Source organism: Roseovarius mucosus DSM 17069 (assembly GCF_000768555.3).
In the GTDB taxonomy this organism is placed as follows: Bacteria; Pseudomonadota; Alphaproteobacteria; order Rhodobacterales; family Rhodobacteraceae; genus Roseovarius; species Roseovarius mucosus.
Genome location: NZ_KN293975.1, coordinates 91,974 through 104,975, shown reverse-complemented (window position 1 = coordinate 104,975; position 13,002 = coordinate 91,974). Strand labels below are relative to the sequence as shown.

11 protein-coding genes and 1 tRNA gene are annotated in these 13,002 nt (G+C 60.7%); 4 read left to right on the top strand and 8 right to left on the bottom strand.

All coding sequences use genetic code 11. The features are described from left to right. Position 1: 1 nt before the first annotated feature. The 3 genes from ROSMUC_RS00520 to lptF are packed head-to-tail and all read right to left on the bottom strand — an operon-like array spanning position 2 to position 4,379. Positions 2–2,173, bottom strand: a complete 2,172-nt coding sequence (locus tag ROSMUC_RS00520) for an LPS-assembly protein LptD (RefSeq protein ID WP_037268378.1) — start codon at positions 2,171–2,173, stop codon at positions 2–4. Continuing rightward, positions 2,170–3,261, bottom strand: a complete 1,092-nt coding sequence (gene lptG / locus ROSMUC_RS00515; RefSeq protein ID WP_037269725.1) for an LPS export ABC transporter permease LptG — start codon at positions 3,259–3,261, stop codon at positions 2,170–2,172. The genes ROSMUC_RS00520 and lptG overlap by 4 nt, the downstream gene beginning before the upstream one ends. Next, on the bottom strand, positions 3,258–4,379 hold the full coding sequence (gene lptF / locus ROSMUC_RS00510) for an LPS export ABC transporter permease LptF (protein ID WP_037268376.1): 1,122 nt from the start codon (positions 4,377–4,379) through the stop codon (positions 3,258–3,260). The genes lptG and lptF overlap by 4 nt, the downstream gene beginning before the upstream one ends. Before the next feature lie 149 nt (positions 4,380–4,528). On the opposite strand from lptF, the gene ROSMUC_RS00505 reads away from it, so the two are divergent. Beyond that, positions 4,529–6,016: a leucyl aminopeptidase gene (locus ROSMUC_RS00505; protein WP_037268372.1), complete on the top strand. Its 1,488-nt coding sequence runs from the start codon at positions 4,529–4,531 to the stop codon at positions 6,014–6,016. Continuing rightward, entirely contained in the window at positions 6,016–6,474 is a 459-nt protein-coding gene (locus tag ROSMUC_RS00500) for a DNA polymerase III subunit chi (protein ID WP_037268369.1), read from the top strand. Before ROSMUC_RS00505 ends, ROSMUC_RS00500 begins: the two co-directional genes overlap by 1 nt. Before the next feature lie 6 nt (positions 6,475–6,480). Here the strand turns inward: ROSMUC_RS00500 and ROSMUC_RS00495 are convergent, their stop codons facing one another. After that, positions 6,481–6,777, bottom strand: coding sequence for an FtsB family cell division protein (locus ROSMUC_RS00495; protein ID WP_037269723.1), 297 nt, complete (start codon positions 6,775–6,777; stop codon positions 6,481–6,483). A gap of 129 nt (positions 6,778–6,906) precedes the next feature. On the opposite strand from ROSMUC_RS00495, the gene ROSMUC_RS00490 reads away from it, so the two are divergent. Beyond that, positions 6,907–8,538, top strand: a complete 1,632-nt coding sequence (locus ROSMUC_RS00490; RefSeq protein ID WP_037268357.1) for an acyl-CoA dehydrogenase family protein — start codon at positions 6,907–6,909, stop codon at positions 8,536–8,538. A 38-nt stretch (positions 8,539–8,576) separates the two neighbouring features. Here the strand turns inward: ROSMUC_RS00490 and ROSMUC_RS00485 are convergent, their stop codons facing one another. Continuing rightward, positions 8,577–9,293 carry a PA1136 family autoinducer-binding transcriptional regulator gene (locus ROSMUC_RS00485; RefSeq protein WP_037268351.1) on the bottom strand — a complete coding sequence of 239 codons (717 nt, stop codon included), beginning with the start codon at positions 9,291–9,293 and terminating at the stop codon, positions 8,577–8,579. After that, positions 9,290–10,156, bottom strand: coding sequence for a glyoxalase III HchA (gene hchA / locus ROSMUC_RS00480; RefSeq protein ID WP_037268348.1), 867 nt, complete (start codon positions 10,154–10,156; stop codon positions 9,290–9,292). The genes ROSMUC_RS00485 and hchA overlap by 4 nt, the downstream gene beginning before the upstream one ends. 291 nt (positions 10,157–10,447) lie before the next feature. Between hchA and ROSMUC_RS00475 the strand changes: the two genes are divergently transcribed. Further along, on the top strand, positions 10,448–10,882 hold the full coding sequence (locus ROSMUC_RS00475) for a DsrE family protein (protein ID WP_037268345.1): 435 nt from the start codon (positions 10,448–10,450) through the stop codon (positions 10,880–10,882). A 122-nt stretch (positions 10,883–11,004) separates the two neighbouring features. Here the strand turns inward: ROSMUC_RS00475 and ROSMUC_RS00470 are convergent, their stop codons facing one another. Beyond that, the gene (locus tag ROSMUC_RS00470) at positions 11,005–12,801 is read right to left on the bottom strand and encodes an ABC transporter transmembrane domain-containing protein (RefSeq protein ID WP_037268341.1); all 1,797 of its coding nucleotides are present in this window, start codon (positions 12,799–12,801) and stop codon (positions 11,005–11,007) included. A gap of 100 nt (positions 12,802–12,901) precedes the next feature. Further along, positions 12,902–12,975, bottom strand: a tRNA-Gly gene (locus tag ROSMUC_RS00465). Between the last annotated feature and the right edge of the window lie 27 nt (positions 12,976–13,002).

The window sequence follows — 13,002 nt, the reverse complement described above, 5'->3', positions numbered from 1 at the left end:
GTCAGTTCCTGCAAGTCCGGGTAAAGCTTGGGTCACGGGTCGCGGAGGAGAACCCCTTAAACCCTACCGTAAAGCCGATGTTGGTTTCCGGTTCAAGGATAGTCGAAGAGGTAAACCGGCGCGAGACCGAAAGCGTGACGTCCACGCATTCATTTGAATATGTCAGCCCTGCGCCGGCGCGGACGCTGCGCTCAGCCGCCGCATCAAATCGCCATTCGGCATGGCCGGTCCAGTGCTGCGCGAAACGATAACTGCCGTCAATCGCCCACTCGGACACTTTCGCGGGCCGGTTTTCGGCGGGATCAGCCGACAGCCAGACATAAGTGGCCGCAATGTTTGTGTCATCATTGCGCCAACTGGCGCGAGCCTCGGCCTTGGTCGTGTCGAACATGGCATCGAACAGCCCCCGCGCTGTGACGGTCAGGCCGGTGGCATTGCGGAACTGCCCGGCAATCAGGAGGTCCGAGGCTCGGGCGCGCAAGCCCGAAGACTTGGCAAAGCTGGGCGTCAGACCGTCGCTCTCCAGCAAGCGCTCGTCGCGCCAGACTTGGCCCAACGCAAGGCTCCCTTGCCAACCCGCCGGATCAAACCGGGTATAGCTCACCCCATAGGCGGCACTGTACCCACGTTCGCGGCGGTCGGGGGCATTGAAGCGCGAGGGATTGAAAAGATTGCCCTCGTCAAACTCGATTAGTGTCGCCTCATCAAGCGGAACATCGGGATTCGATCCGCCGCTCCACGACAATTGCGCCACGGGCTCGATCACATGGGTCACGGCATGGCGGGTCGATTTGAGCAGCGGCCATCGTAGTTCCAGCGCGAGCGTGGGGGTCAGTTCGGTCGCCTGCGATGCGGCGGTGACACCGGCTTGCGAAATCTCGAAATGATCGACGATCAACCCGGTCTGAAGGTTGGCCAGCACGCCAGCCGGCAGGGTCCAGCCGCGATACCAGTCCACGCGGCTGGTGAGCCGCGTCACATCGCGCCCATCGGCATAGCGATCAAGCGTGGCCAGCGTCGAATCAGAGCTGCGGTAATGGCTGTGCAGCGCCGCGCCAAACCGCAACTCGCCCCCGAGGCGCGCCGGAAAGAACCGCCGTTCATACTCGGCATTGCCCGCAAACGTGGGCAAGGTCGCGTTGCTCTCGCCCACACGACGCGACTGGAAATGCGTGATCGCACCGCGGATATATTCGTCGCGGCGCGCACGTTCGATCGACACCTCATTGATCAAGCGGTCCTTGTCGGAGAACCCGTGATCCAGCAAGAACGTATCGTCGCTCGCCAGTTCGACATTGAACCGCAGGGTAAAATCCTGCGGCAATTCGAACCGCCCCGCACCGAACAGATAGCCGCGGGTTGGATCGGGGCTGAAATCATCTTCAGCCACTGCACCGTTGAATTCGATCTCGCCCTTGCGAAACGCCTGCCGATAACGGAACTCAAGCCGCTTGGAATTGGTCGCAAGGAACGGTGCCAGCGTCAGGTCGCGGCTGTCGCCAATCGGGATGAAGTAAGGCACGCGGATGCCGGTGCCCAAAAGCGACGAATTCACCAGCGAAGGTGTCAGAAACCCGCGTGACCGATCAACGGTTGGATCAGGCAGGCGCAGACGCGGCAGATAGAGAACGGTTGTGTTCAGAATGCGAAATTGCGCGTTGTCAAAATAGAGCTGACGTTCCTGTTCGTCATGGATCACCCGCTGTGCCCGGATTTGCCAGAGTGGCGGACGGCCGTTGTCACAGACGCGGCAAGAGGTGACGGCAGTCTTGTAAAGCTGGTTGAATCGCGCATCGGTGCGGCGCATCTCGACCGCCGCCAGTTGCAATTGATCCTGCATGACGATCCGCGCCCCGCGCAGAATGCCATTGGTCAGATCGCGGTCAAGCTCGGCGCTGTCAGCCACGACCAACGCCCCCTCGACATCCGTCAGGGTCAGCGGCCCGGTGATCACCAACTGGCCGGTGTCGTGGTCATAGGCAATTTCGCGCGCCGTGAGGCGGCGCCCCTGATAGAGTGCTTCGACATTGCCGGTCGCAATCAGGCGGTTGTCCGCCGTCAGACGCACATCATCCGCGACCAGAACCGCCGGATCAGAGGGCGGTTCCTGCGCCGCAAGCGGGGGTGCAAGACAGAGCAGAAAAGCAAGGAGAAGGCGCAAAGACCGGGTCATCCGTCCTCCAGATGAAGCAGGATACCGAGACCGATGAAGAGCGATGCCACAGGCGGTGCCCAGGCCGCCAGAAGGATCGGAAGCTGGCCGTTCTCGCCCAAGATATGCGCGAAATTGCGCACGTAATGCAGGCCGAATCCCAAAAGAACCGCCGTCAGCACCGAGAGCCCGACATTGGCCCCGCGCGTGTGCCCCATGGTCAGTGCCGCCGAAATCAGAACAAGCGCCACCAGAAAGACCGGCTGCGCCAATTCGCTCTGGAACCAAATGGCATAGCGACGCGCAGAAAATCCAGCCTCCTCCAGTTGATCTATGAACTTCGGCAACTCCCAGATCGGGATGTATTCCGGGCTGCCGAAACTGTCGAGAATGCGATCTTGGGTCAGGTCCGAGGGCACGCTCAATTGCGCCTCTTGGCGTGCCGTTGCCTCGGGGTTGATGTTCTCGGCGAGGTCCCAAATCTTGGCATCTTCCAGCAGCCAGGCCCCCGCCTCAAGCCGCGCCGTATTGGCGCTGATACGTCGCAGGGGCTGGCCGTCCGGGGCAAAGTCGTAAAAGCTGGGGCCATACAGGGTGCTCAGATCAGAGCTGGACCGGGCAGCATAGATGACCGTCTGGCCTGCCGTCCCCCCCTGCCGCAACCAGAGCCCCTCCGACGCAATGGCAAGATCAGAATAGGTTCGACCAGAGTAGCTGTTGACCAGATCGTGATGTCGTTTCGCGGTGGCCGCCACCAGCGGATTGCCCACTGCCAGCCCTAAAAGGCCAATAGCAAGCGCCACCGCCGCAGGGGCCAACAGCCCGCGCAGCGCAGACCGCCCAGAGGCTCGCAACACCACCATCTCGGACGAGCGCGCCAACCGCAGGAAAAGTGCAACCGAGGCAAGAATCATCACGAGCGGAATGATCTCGTAATAGGCTTCGGGCAGTTTCAGCAGCACGATGCCCAACACCTGCCCAAAGGCCAGTTCAGGGAAATCGCCCAACTCATCCATCAGGTCAATCAGCCCCATTATCACGATCATCGTGATCGTCACCGCCATGAAGCTCATGAAGAACCGTCGGCCAAAATAACGCTCGAGTATCATGTCGACGCCTCCGCCGCAGGACGCCTGTGACGCAGCCGCCGCCATAGGCCCGGATAGCTGGCCAGCGTCAGCAATAGCCCCGAAAGCGCCAACCCGATCAACGCGGGAAGATATAGCAGCGGCCAGAGCGCCCCACTGACCATAACCGGCGCTAGGACGAGACTCTCAACAATCTTGAGCCCCACCAAAAGACCAAAGGCCAGAAGTACCTGACGCCAGACGCCAAACCGGCTATGCGCCCCCACAAGCAGGGTGCAGAATCCCACCAGCGCTGCGATGACACAAAGAAGGGCCGCGGTGACGCGGCCATGCATCTGGGCCATCACGGCCCCGACACTGACGCCCGTACGCTCAGCAACTCTCTCCGGGTCTCGCAGCATCTCGAGCGTGCTGGCAAACGCCACCTCATCGAGGTTGACCACATCTCGCTGAACAAGGCTGCTGATGTCATAGGAAAAATCATCAAAATAGGTCGTGAAGAGCCGGTTTTGCTCAGCGCGGATATTCTGGGCCAGACCGGACACCATGACCAGCCTCGTACCGCTCCCCTCTTGCACCAGATAGGCGCGGGACGAGGTATAGGTCACAGGTGCCTCTGGGTCGCGCCGATCAGAAAGGAACACGTCACGCAATTCACCTGACAGCGTGATCTCGCGGATATAAAAGGTCACGCCGGGGGCAGGATGCAGAAATTCGCCCTCGCTCAGCAATTTAGCCGTGATGTTGCGCGACACCTCGTCCAGCCGCAAGCGCAACTGGCTCAGACTGGTCGGAATGAGGAAATGCGCCAGGAGCGACATCATCAAAGCGACGATCACGCCAAACACAAAAACCGGGCGGGCCAAGCGCAACGGTGAATAGCCGGTGGCCTGCATCACTGTCAGCTCGCTTTCGCTGGACAGGCGGTTGACCACGTAAACGGCGGAAGCAAAGGCCGCGATCGGCAGCACGACGCCGATCACCCCCGGCAGTGTCAATGCCGTGAATTCCACAAACACCCAAGCGGGCTGGCCATCCCCGATCAGCCGGTCGAACATGCGCACCGCCTTGTTGATCCAGAAGATCGAAACCAGAACGAGCGCAAAGAAACCGAACAAAACCATGAATTGCGACAGCATGTATCTGTCGAATCTGGTCACACTTATCCCCCGTGGCAGCAGTCTTGCCGGGCAACCTAGCGGAATTGATTGCGGGGGAAAACTGCTAACTGGTCATTGGCGACGAGCCGCGCTAGGTCTTGGGCTAGCCGAACCAAGGAGAGTCCCCGATGACCCAACCCCTGCCCGTTGTCTTTGCCGAAACTGACCTGGAGGCGCTCGCCACAACGCCCGGTCGTATCGCCGTGATCATTCCCCCTGAAGGCAAGCTGGATGCAGGCGCGCGCAAGATCAACCGCATGACGCGCGGCACCCTCGCGCGGCTGGTCGAAGCGGCGGCACTCAATGACAAGAAGGCCGGCGACGTGATCACAATCAACTGGCCGACGGGCATGCTGGCTGAGGCGGTCGATGTGGTCATTCTGCCCCGCAGTGCCAGCCCTGCCGAGAGTCGCCGTGCGGGCGTCAATCTCGGGCGCCTCAAGGGGGACAAGCCGCTTCTCATCCTGGGGTCTGCGTTGCGGCGTCCGGTCGATGTCCTGCTGGGCGTGCTCCTGCGTGCCTATGATTTTACCCCGCACAAGACCCCGCCCAAATCCGAGACCGGCCCCAAAGAACCGGGCGCCGTCACGCTGATGACCGGCAGACCGGATGAAATCAAAGCCGAGGCTGCGCCCACTATGGCCCTCGCCGAGGGTGTGTTCTTCACCCGCGATCTCGTCAATGAGCCTGCCAATCACTTGACCACCACCGAATTCGCCAATCGCATCTCCGCGATGAAGGATCTGGGTCTCAAGATCACCATTCTTGAAGAAAAGGACATGGAGAAGCTGGGGATGGGTGCGCTCTTGTCAGTCGGCCACGGCAGCGTCAGCCCGTCAAAACTGGCGATCATGGAATGGCTGGGCGGGCCAAAAGGCGAGGCTCCTCTGGCCCTGATCGGCAAGGGCGTGGTATTCGACACCGGCGGTATCAGCCTGAAACCGGCAGCGGGCATGGAAGAGATGACGATGGACATGGGCGGCGCCGGCGTGGTCGCTGGTGTCATGCGTACGCTGGCTCTGCGCAAGGCCAAGGCAAACGTCGTGGGCCTCGTAGGCATCGTGGAAAACATGCCGTCGGATCGTGCGACCCGTCCAGGCGATGTTGTGACCTCGATGAAGGGTGACACCATCGAGGTAATCAACACCGACGCCGAGGGGCGGCTCGTGCTGGCAGATGTGCTCTGGTATGCGCAGGAAACCTACAAACCGCGCGGCATGGTTGATCTGGCAACCCTTACCGGAGCCTGCATCGTGGCCTTGGGCCATGAGAACGCCGCCGTTCTGAGCAATGACGAGGGGCTCTGCAACGCCTTCCTGCGTGCGGCCAAGACCGAGGGCGAAGGTGCGTGGCGCTTGCCACTTGGGCAGGGCTATGCCGATATGATCAAAGGCCAGATCGCCGATATAAAGAATTCCGCCGGACGCCCCGCAGGCACGATCACGGCAGCCGAGTTTCTTCACCGTTTCGTACAAGAGGGAATGCCATGGGTTCATCTCGACATCGCGGGCGTGGCCAGTGTCAAGGCTGACACGACCTATGCACCCAAAGGCGCAACCGGCTGGGGCGTTCTGGCGCTCAACCGACTGGTGGCGGACATGCTCGAGGAGAGTTGATGGGGGCCGCCTATTTCTATCATCTGACGCGCCAACCGCTTGAGGCAACGCTGCCCATGCTCTTGGAGAAATCCTTGGGCGCGGGCTGGCGGGTGGTGGTGCGGGGACGGGATGCAGCGCGGCTTGCCTGGCTGGATGAGCGGCTCTGGCTGGGGCCAGAGGATGGGTTTCTGCCGCATGGCATTGCTGGCGGGCTGCAAGATGCCGATCAGCCAGTTTTGCTGACAACTGAAAGCGCTTGTCCGAACGGGGCGGCCTGCCTCATGGCAATCGACGGGGCAGAGGTGCGTGCCGAAGAGGTACAGGCGATGGAAAGGGTCTGCATCCTCTTTGACGGCAATGACGATGCAGCGGTTCAGGTGGCGCGCGGTCAGTGGAAAGCGCTGACCGGCGCAGGCTGCGCCGCGCAATACTGGTCCGAAGCGGGCGGTCGTTGGGAGAAAAAGGCCGAGGCGTGACGCAGATCAGCGGATCACGATCTCGTCGCTGCGCAGCAACCCAAGCACGTCGCGCGCCTGCTGATCCAATAGATCAAGGTCAAGATAGCCATCCGACAACCGCCGGGTCAGGTTCTCCATCCGCGCCACACGAGCGTTGAGTGCCTCAAGCTGGGCCTGCAACTCTACACTTTGCGCGTCGATTTCCGCGCGGCGGAACAGCCCGTAGTCCCCTTGCACAGCCGCAAATGTAAAGTACGCCCCCAGAAAAAAAGCAATTAGGAAAAAGATCAAAAGGCCCCAAGGGCGGCTGCGGGGTGTCATGCTCTGGTCTGCCTCTTCATACCGCCTCGTATCGGGCGTTTCCGGCACCATGCCACAGGCGGGACGCTTTGTGAATCCCCTTTCACCAGACAACTCTACGCTCTAGCATACCCGCCAAAGGAGAGCCCGATGCACGGCAGCCCGCCAAAGGACATGCCCGGCACCCATGAGGTGACCAACCAGCCCGCGCCACGGGGCGATCTCGATCTCTGGGCGAATGATCCGGGCTTGCAGAGCCATGCAACGGCAGCAGGGGCAGATCCCGAAGTGCTTGCGGCCTATGGCGCAAAGTTCGGCACAGAAGCCCTCCGCGCAGCAGGGCGCTCGGCCAATCGACACCCGCCGGAACTCGTGCTTTTTGATACAGGCGGGCGTAGATTGGACGAGGTGCTCTTTCACCCCGCTTATCACGACCTCATGCGCGTTGGTATCAGCGCAGGCTACGCGGCTCTTCCGTGGGAGGGGGCAAAGGGCGGTCATGCCAGCCATGCCGCTTTGGTCTATCTCACCTCTCAGGTGGAGCCGGGTGTGTGCTGTCCAATGACCATGACCTATGCCGCTGTGCCCGCACTCCGGGCGGACAAGGCGCTCTTTGCCGACTGGGTGCCCAAGCTCACGGCCCGTGCCTATGACCCGGCTCCCAAGCCACTCGTGCGCAAGCCAGGTGCCACACTCGGCATGGCAATGACCGAAAAGCAGGGGGGATCGGACATTCGCGCCAATACCACCACCGCCACGCCCGAGGGTGATACCTATCGCCTCATCGGGCATAAATGGTTCTGTTCCGCACCGATGTCGGATGGGTTTCTGACTCTGGCGCAAGCGCCTGAAGGGTTGACCTGTTTTCTGGTGCCCCGTTGGTTAGACGACGCGCGCAATGGTATTCAGATTCAGCGCCTTAAGGATAAACTTGGGAACCGCGCCAATGCGTCCGCGGAGATCGAGTATAACGGGGCAATTGCCTATCGTTTGGGCGACGAGGGCGCAGGGCTGCGCACCATTCTCGAAATGGTGCATCACACGCGACTGGATACGGCCATGGCCCCGGCAGGGTTGATGCGCGCGGCACTGGATCACGCACACTATTGGACGCGCAATCGGTCCGTCTTTCAAAAGCAACTGATTGACCAGCCCTTGATGCGCGCCGTTCTGGCAGATCTCATACTCGATTGGGAGGGCACACTAGCGCTTGGGCTACATGTGGCGCGAGCATTTGACGGGCGCAGCGCCGCTGAGCGCGCGTTTGCCCGGCTTGGCGTAGCGCTTGCGAAATTCCTCGGCAACAAGCTTTGTCCCGGCGTGGTTTATGAGGCGATGGAGATCATGGGCGGCATGGGCTATGTCGAAGACACCCCCCTGCCCCTCTTGTATCGCGAAGCCCCGCTCAATTCGATCTGGGAAGGATCGGGCAATGTCATCTGCCTCGACATCCTGCGGACTCTGCGCAAAGAGCCCTTGGCCGGCGAGGCGTTGAGCACGGAACTGGCCAGCGTCGCGGGGCAGGACCGGCGCTTTGACGCTGCCCTCAAGGCGCATATGCAGAGCTTTCCCAAATTGCCCGAAGAGGCGCAGGCGCGGTGGTATGCCGAAAGCCTCGCCACGCTTCTGACAGCCTCGGTGCTGATGCGGCAGGCACCCGGTGTTGTCGCCGAGGCTTATATCGCCACGCGGCTCAGCGAGCCACGAGGACGGGTGGCCGGGGCAATCGGCACGCTCGATACTACAGCGATTCTGGCACGGTTGGGCGATGGGGACACCTGATCAAAGCACGCCAAGCTTGGGAACAGGTGAACTGTCGCTCAGTCTGGTAACCCGTCCAATTGACCAAGCCGAATGGCCGCCTGCACCGCCTGTGCCGTGGTCTTGACAGCCAAACGATTGCGCGCGTTACGCAGGTGATTTTCAACCGTCCTCTGAGAAATTCCCAGAGTGCCGGCAATCTCGGCCCCTCGGCGCCCGGCCGCAACCCAAGCCAGAACCTCGCGTTCGCGCGTCGACAGAGGGCCCGTTTCGGGGCTCTCACCTTCGATCAAAGCGCGGCTGACCCGAAAGGCCTGCTCCGCCAACAAGGTCAAAAAAAGTTGCACCCGCCGAGAGGCGTCGATGCGGCTGCCTCCAAAGCTCACCGCACCCTCCAAGCCAATCGGCCCGTAAATCGGCACCTGAAACCCATTGGTGCCCGACAGGCTCGGGGTGCGCACAACCCGATATTCGGCATTCGGCGCCTTGGTCCAGAAAAACGGCGCGCTGAACTTAAGTACATTGAGGGTGATGGGGCATCTCTGGAGATAGGTTTCGGCATCAACTGTGCTGCCATCACCGAACCAATCACCTTTGACCCAATACACCCTGCTCACGATCTGCTCCCGCTGCGCAGCTGCCGAAAACAGCAGCACCCGGTCATACCCAAGCGGTTCACAGGTCTCGCAGATAACCTGCGAGACCCCTTCAAGCGTTGTGGCCTCCTCTAGCCGCAAAAGAACTGAAAGAACCGAATCCGCGGGCTCATGGCTCACTTTTTGTGCACCTCAGCCAACAGTTCCGTCGCCGCCAGTTTGCCCAAGCCATTACCAGCCAAAGGGCTGTCACCGGTCAGGATTTTACCATCCTTGTGGACCTGACCGGAAATACCCTCGTTGAGAATCTCAAAGCCGATGGCCTGCAATTCCTCTCCGAATTTCCACGTCAGATGCCCGGGCATATAGCCAATCTCGGGGGTTTGCGCGTCCATTGCATCCGGAAAGGCCACGATCTTGCGGCCTTTGTAGATCGTGCTGTCCTTGCCCACGGCCAAAAAGGCAGCAGGGCCGTGACACAGCGAGATCAGAAACTTGTCCTCGGCTGCAACCCATTCAAGCAAGGTCTTGACCTCCGCACTCTCGGGCAGACCAATCAATGCACCATGCCCACCGGGGATAAACACCCCGATGTAGTCTGACCCTCCCTCAAGCACTTCTGCGACGACATCCCGCAGTTTCATAGGTGCTTTCAAGGCTTCGGCATATTTTGCGAACAGGCCCATTACCTCAGGGTCCTGCCTCGGCATGGCCCAGAGTTCAAACTTGGCTGGATAACCAGAAATCGTCGCGAAATCGAAGCCAAACCCAGCCTTATCAAGATGATAGAGCGGAAGGAGGGTCTCGACTGGATGATTTCCGGTCGAAAACATCGTGCCATTCTCCATCCGCAAATAGCGTTCATCTGCACAGATCACCAAAATCTTCCAGCGCCCTCCGGAATAGGGACGAGGATAGTCCGCCCCCGACAGATCGGAAACCGGCGCGGTAAACTGGCTCAGGGAATAGGGCGAGGGGAAAAAGGCATTATCTTCGGCGGGATCGGGCGTGGGGCGCATGTCCGAGGACTGTGGTGTCGACATCTAGTACTCTCCGTTTCAGGCATGAGGTTACACAATTATGCCGCCAGTCGCGCTGACAAAATGGGGGAAATCCCTCAGTTTTGGTATCTCGACACGAAAGCGAGCCCAGTGAAGACGCAGAATTTGGCGCAATTTCGAACCCAGAGGGTCTGTCAGCTTTCTCTGAAGCTGCCTCAAATTCTTCTTTCCGAATGTGATTGATCCAGATCAAGGTCGATAGGCCTGCACACAGCCTAGGGTGACCCTGAAAACACGGATTCAGAATTCATCTTTGCTAGAAAAGAGGACATCATGCGCGAAATCATCACCGCAGCGGCGCTCGGTCTGGCCACCCTCACAAACCCCGCCACCGCCGAAGACTCCAAAAAGATGGTTACGATCCTGACCAGTGCAGAGCCGCAAACCCAACTGATGGGCATGGTCCTAACCATGCAGACGATAAAGGCCGGGGCGAGTTCTTATGTGTTGCTCTGCGGACCCGCTGGAGACTTGGCTCTCAAAGAGGCACCGGCCAGTGCCACCGCGCCACAGGCCCCCATGGGCATGAGCCCGCAAGGCCTGATGCAGAAGATCATCGAGGCTGGGGCCACGGTTGAGGTCTGCGCCATCTACCTGCCCAACAAGGGCGTAGATACGACAGCTTTGGTCGAGGGGATCAGCGCCGCAAAACCGCCTGCCGTGGCCGCGCGCCTTCTGGCGGATGAGACGCGGATCATGTCCTTCTGAGGGCTGATCTGCGGGGCCGCCTCACATTCCCGCCCGGTGTAATCGGTGAATTGGTCCTGAACGGGACGCGTTTGCGAGGCGGTCCACCACAACTTACGAATTACGAAGGCGCTTCGCGCCGCTCAGGCCGCCTCTCCATCGGTGAATTGCAAACGCGCAAGCCGCGCATAGAGGCCATTCTCGGCCACAAGGCTGTCATGCGTGCCCTGCGCCACGATCCGGCCCTGATCCATCACCACGATACGATCCGCCTTTTTAACTGTCGCTAGGCGGTGCGCTACGATGATCGTTGTTCGGGTGCGGGCCATCGACTCAACCGCCGACTGGACTGCGCGTTCACTCTCGGCGTCAAGCGCTGATGTCGCCTCGTCCAACAGCAAAACCGGCGCATCGCGCAAAATGGCGCGGGCAATTGCGATCCGCTGTTTCTGTCCACCTGACAGCATCACACCTCGCTCTCCGACATAGGTATCGTAACCATCAGGCAGACGGGCGATGAAATCATGCGCGTTGGCTGCGCGCGCCGCCGCCTCGATCTCGGCCTTGGTCGCGTCGAGACGTCCAAACCGGATGTTGTCGCGCGCCGAAGCGGCAAAGATCACCGGGTCCTGCGGCACAAGCGCCAGATCGCGGCGGAAATCGTGCCGCGCCATATCCGAGAGTGCCACCCCATCCAGAGTGATGCGCCCCGCATCCGGATCATAGAACCGCTGGATCAGTTGAATGACGCTGGTCTTGCCCGCGCCCGAGGGACCGACAAGGGCCACGGTTTCGCCGGGGCGGATGGTCAGGGTCACGTGATCCAGCGCCGGGATACCCGGACGCGACGGATAGGCGAATTGCACGTCCTCAAAGGCGATTTCGCCTCGCACCGGGCGCGGCACGGCCAGAGGGCCCGCAGGATCGCGCACCGGGTCTTCGGCCTGCAAGAGTTCGACCAGACGCTCGGTGGCACCTGCCGCGCGCTGCAACTCGCCCCAGATTTCCGACAGTGCCGCAACTGCCCCCGCAACCATCACCGCATAGATGACGAATTGCACAAGGCTTCCCGCCGTCATGCCGCCCGCGCGTACATCGCGCGCGCCGATCCAGAGCACACCGACAATGCCGGTGAAAACGAGGAAAATCACGATCACAGTCATCAGCGCGCGGGTATTCACCCGGCGGCGCGCGGCATCATGGCTGCGCTCCGTCACATCGGCAAAGCGTGCCCGGCTCTCGCTCTCATGCGTAAAGGCCTGCACAGTCTGCACCGACAAGAGCGCCTCGGAGGCATTGCCGGAACTCTGCGCTATCCAGTCCTGATTTTCGCGACTCAGCACGCGCATCCGCCGCCCTAGGGTGAGAATGGGCACGATCACCAGAGGTACGATCAAAAGAACCAGCCCCGTAAGCTTTGCCGAGGTCAGCATCATCAATCCCATGCCACCAATCAGGATCAACAAATTACGTAGAGCAATCGAGACTGATGACCCGATAACCGAGAGAATGAGGGTGGTATCCGTGGTGATCCGGCTGAGCACCTCGCCGGTCATCAGCCGCTCGAAGAAGGCCGGGCTCATGCCGATCACGCGGTCGAACACTGCCTTGCGGATATCGGCGACCACGCGTTCGCCCAACCGGGTCACAAGCAGATACCGCATCCCGGTGCCGACCGCCAAAAGCGCAGCAATCAGCACCGCCGCGGCGAAATACTGATCGAGGATGGCCCCATTCTCGGCACTGAAATTGTCCACCACGCGGCGCACCGCGAGCGGAAGCATCAAGGCCACACTGGCGGTGATAACCAACGCCAGAATCGCCGCCGTCAGCAGTTTGCGGTAGGGGCGCAGGAATGGCCAAAGTTCAGCCAACGCGCCCACATGTTTCGATTTCTCGCGATCCAGCAGATCAGCCCCGTTTTCGGCCCTGCGCACCATAGACTTCTATTCCTCATCCTTTGCCCAAGGTTCTTGGCGGGCGATCACGCCGGGGTCAAGTGGACAGATCAGCCGCAGGTCTTATTCGCATGGGAGAGAATGGAGCGGGCGGCGGGAATCGAACCCGCGTCTCTTGCTTGGAAGGCAAGGGTCTTACCATTACACAACGCCCGCGCTCTAGGGCTAGTTAGTAGAGGCGCG

Bases quoted from the DNA above. Each gene is read 5' to 3' on its own strand.
- ROSMUC_RS00490 (WP_037268357.1), top strand. From the start codon at position 6,907: ATGCACGGCAGCCCGCCAAAGGACATGCCCGGCACCCATGAGGTGACC.
- ROSMUC_RS00505 (WP_037268372.1), top strand. From the start codon at position 4,529: ATGACCCAACCCCTGCCCGTTGTCTTTGCCGAAACTGACCTGGAGGCG.
- ROSMUC_RS00520 (WP_037268378.1), bottom strand. From the start codon at position 2,173: ATGACCCGGTCTTTGCGCCTTCTCCTTGCTTTTCTGCTCTGTCTTGCA.
- hchA (WP_037268348.1), bottom strand. From the start codon at position 10,156: ATGTCGACACCACAGTCCTCGGACATGCGCCCCACGCCCGATCCCGCC.
- lptF (WP_037268376.1), bottom strand. From the start codon at position 4,379: ATGCTGTCGCAATTCATGGTTTTGTTCGGTTTCTTTGCGCTCGTTCTG.
- ROSMUC_RS00475 (WP_037268345.1), top strand. From the start codon at position 10,448: ATGCGCGAAATCATCACCGCAGCGGCGCTCGGTCTGGCCACCCTCACA.
- lptG (WP_037269725.1), bottom strand. From the start codon at position 3,261: ATGATACTCGAGCGTTATTTTGGCCGACGGTTCTTCATGAGCTTCATG.
- ROSMUC_RS00500 (WP_037268369.1), top strand. From the start codon at position 6,016: ATGGGGGCCGCCTATTTCTATCATCTGACGCGCCAACCGCTTGAGGCA.
- ROSMUC_RS00495 (WP_037269723.1), bottom strand. From the start codon at position 6,777: ATGACACCCCGCAGCCGCCCTTGGGGCCTTTTGATCTTTTTCCTAATT.
- ROSMUC_RS00470 (WP_037268341.1), bottom strand. From the start codon at position 12,801: ATGGTGCGCAGGGCCGAAAACGGGGCTGATCTGCTGGATCGCGAGAAA.